General features: G+C 47.0%; 3 protein-coding genes. 2 read left to right on the forward strand and 1 reads right to left on the reverse strand.

Annotation, left to right across the window (positions count from 1 at the left end; translation table 11 throughout):
* Positions 1–284, forward strand: a 284-nt coding sequence (locus tag ABIB60_RS22355; protein ID WP_354582555.1) for a hypothetical protein, incomplete at its 5' end; no start/stop codon positions are given.
* A 23-nt stretch (positions 285–307) separates the two neighbouring features.
* Here ABIB60_RS22355 and ABIB60_RS22360 read toward each other — a convergent pair.
* Positions 308–499, reverse strand: a complete 192-nt coding sequence (locus ABIB60_RS22360; RefSeq protein WP_354582556.1) for a hypothetical protein — start codon at positions 497–499, stop codon at positions 308–310.
* 1,366 nt (positions 500–1,865) lie between these two features.
* Between ABIB60_RS22360 and ABIB60_RS22365 the strand changes: the two genes are divergently transcribed.
* On the forward strand, positions 1,866–2,846 hold a 981-nt coding region (locus ABIB60_RS22365; protein WP_354582557.1), incomplete at its 3' end, for a protein rep.

Raw genomic sequence — 2,846 nt, forward strand, 5'->3', positions numbered from 1 at the left:
TCAGCAGCCACTCGAAAGACAGAGTGATATATGCGGCAGCTCTCGACACTATTTTTCGTGCTGTTTCTGGTCGTCGCACTCTGCAGAAATATGGGAGCTTGCGAGCTGAGAAAGAGGTAAGTGATGAGGAAGCCGATGCGCTGGCTGCTGAGATGAAGCTTGACGCAGTGTATGAGTGGTATCAAGACCTTGCTGATTGGGTAGATAAAGACACGGGTGAAGTACTGACCCACTACCAGCCAGACGCTGCGCTGCGCCGGCTGGTAGAGACGGGTATCAGGTAGGTTATCCGCGGTTCTGCCGGCATCTATTTCACATACGAGACATCCTCCACTGATTCCGTGATGGTGCGCGTGTGAACCGACTTCTTCTTAGTGATGGTGGGCTTGCTTTCCAGCTCAGATTTGGTCTTCTCTACTGGATGAGCCTCGCAGTATCGGTCATATGCCTTCACAAAGGCTGGTGCTACTATTACGAGTAGGGGAAGCAGTTTCTTCATGGTCTTCTTCATTCTTATTGGTTATTTCTCTTATATATTATTTGGGAAAAGTGGGTTTTTGCCATTTGTGCCGCGATTATGACAAAGGTGAGGAGTGGGTATCAGCAGCGGAAAGCTCATGATGGGGATATCGCTAGTGGGTGGGTTTTCTATAAAATGGGGTGAAATGAAAAAGGTGACTACTGGCCAGGCCACCGCTAAAAAGAAAATCCCCTCCGCGGTGAGCGAAGAGGATTTAGGGAAGTAGTGAGCAGGGGTTAGGTACCCTTAATAACGAGAGATATTACTGTCTGTTAGTATGGTCGGTACAAAGTATTTGGTGGAGGTAGTAGGTGGAAGTCTAGGTAGTACATAGGTGTATTGAGGCCTTATACTATCATTTACTCTGTAGATAGAGTCTCAGATAACCTTTTGTTAGGAGGTGGTGGGCAGCGGTACTACCCATCACTTTAAAAGCCTTTTTCGGAGCGCCAGGCTTCGCGGCTAGCGAGCTACATCGCGCCTATTGAGTAGACTTCAATGCCTTCAAGAGTAAAGACTTTTCAAGGATTACTACCGCGTCAAGATGCTACATCAATTAAAGATTTACGACCCGCTTAAGAACCTGCAGGCGTAAGTGGATAATCCGATCATTGGTACTGGTTCATCGGAATGCTCAATTAATAATCTGTGCAATACGACTTCTAGTGGAGAATAAAAAGCCGGCTTTTTACACTATACACCGCAAAAAACTCGCAGTATTAGGCTTTCTGAATTGCAAAAAAGGGCCTAAGGACTAGTGTTTTACGCTTATGTGGAAAACTTCTGAAAAGAAGGTTTGTCCTGAGAGCTAGATAGAAATATCTTCCGAGCATAAGCACTAAAGCTGAGGGGCAGCCCCTCCCCAATTAGGGGTACTTTAACTGCTTTGCCAGTAAAAAAGAAAGGGGACCCGTGGTATCACCACGTAGTCCCCGTGCTTAATCTGGTGCTCAACTTGATCCGGTTTTTTGACGATCTGGACAAGTAAGAGCCGCGACCCTCGGTAAAGACCTCGCCTTCCTAGGGGCGGGGTCTTTTGCTTTTGAGAGCTAACGAAAGGTAGCCACCTTATAATTTATCGCAACGAGTATTGTTAAATATTTTTCACTGTTTCTCACTGTGAAGGACTTTGAGAAGCTAGTGCTCAAGTGGTAGAGTGTATGCTTCTCACCTTTCGACCATCATAGCTATCTCTGACTATTTCGTCTAAAAGGCTGTTGCTTTTCTGCATCAGAAAAGTTGGCCGAGTCACATCGAAAACGGTGTGGTCTTCGTAAATTTGTGAACTGGTTAATCATCATAACCACTGTTTCGAAAGAATACCCCGCCTGGACTTGAGACCTCCATGCGGGGCTTTTTTTTGCTCAATTCGTTTGAATCTGAGGAATCGGGGTACTTTTATTCCGGCTGGAAGGAGGTCTCAAGCTTTATTCTTCCGCCATTCGACACAGTGGGAGTAACCATAGCCAATGGGTCCAGCATTGCTGTACCCTTACCTGGCCGTAAGCCGCCAAAAGGCGCCGGTACCGGTTCATACATTAGCATAACTAGCTTCTCTCAGAGAATCAGCGACTTACAGAAGGCGAATAAGCCGGTAAATCTGATTCAGAAAACGCCTGCGGGCGCACTAGAGAACTTCAAGAAGCGGGCCCGAGCGAAGTACTTGACCTGGGCTGTAGTAAGGAGGTTGGTAGATGTGCCTGGCACTCCACTCAAAAAGTCATACTGGAATACTTGGCACTGTTCGTCGCTGCTTTACTCTCAAGGAGGAGAGCTGGTAACCAAGTACTGTAAGAATCGCTGGTGTGTGGTCTGCTCGAGGATAAGCACTGCGAAGGTGATAAAGCAGTACATGCCTACTCTCAGCACTTGGAAGGATAAGGTGTTTGTAACGCTAACGGTGCCTAACTGCTCAGGTGATGAGCTAGAGGGAGTAGTAGAGAGAATGGGGGAGAACTTCTCCAAAATCTGCAAGCAGCTTCAGAATGCTAAGAGTCGGAATAGTGGTCTTCCTATTCTTAATGGACTGCGCAAGCTGGAAGTAACTTTCAACTCAGACGAGCAGAATTATCATCCTCACTACCATCTGATACTAGACAGCCGTGCAGCAGCAAATACACTGCGAGAGAAATGGCTGGAGCGCTATCAAAATGCTTCTTGGAAGGGACAGGATGTGCGAGATGCAGATGACAACAGCTGTATAGAGCTCTGCAAGTACATGACGAAGCTCATCAGCAGCCACTCGAAAGACAGAGTGATATATGCGGCAGCTCTCGACACTATTTTTCGTGCTGTTTCTGGTCGTCGCACTCTGCAGAAATATGGG

Source organism: Hymenobacter sp. UYP22, assembly GCF_040547285.1.
In the GTDB taxonomy this organism is placed as follows: Bacteria; Bacteroidota; Bacteroidia; order Cytophagales; family Hymenobacteraceae; genus Hymenobacter.